The organism is Chryseobacterium sp. SN22 (genome assembly GCF_008329705.1).
Classification (GTDB): domain Bacteria; phylum Bacteroidota; class Bacteroidia; order Flavobacteriales; family Weeksellaceae; genus Chryseobacterium.
In genome coordinates this window covers 1-310 of sequence record NZ_VTSX01000066.1, presented here as the reverse complement: position 1 = coordinate 310, position 310 = coordinate 1, and the positions used below count along the sequence as shown (strand labels likewise).

Genomic DNA, 310 nt, shown 5'->3' with positions numbered 1-310 from the left:
TAAAAGCTCTTCTGCGCTACCGAATCCCTTTCGTTTTTCAGTGGGGCAAAGATAGAAACTCTTACCCTTACAATCCAAATATTGTTAACATAATATTCATATAAATTATCCTTTGTGGGAAAATAAGGAAGGTAAACCACTAACAGGACAGCGGTTAAGAGGAAAATTACACTTATCCACATTGAGGAAAAATTTAAAAGAGAGCACTGGGAATAAAGCCGGACAAAGGTTGAAAGGGAGATTCGGATAAGATCAGGTAAAAGTTAAGCTTAAGGCAGAGGCTAAGCGTCACAAGGGAAAAGAGGGTTTT

Annotated in this window: 1 protein-coding gene; it reads right to left on the bottom strand. The window is 38.1% G+C overall.

The features are described 5' to 3' along the window. The coding region (locus FY557_RS20450) for a hypothetical protein (protein WP_228451858.1) at positions 1-182 on the bottom strand (182 nt) is incomplete at its 3' end. Between the last annotated feature and the right edge of the window lie 128 nt (positions 183-310).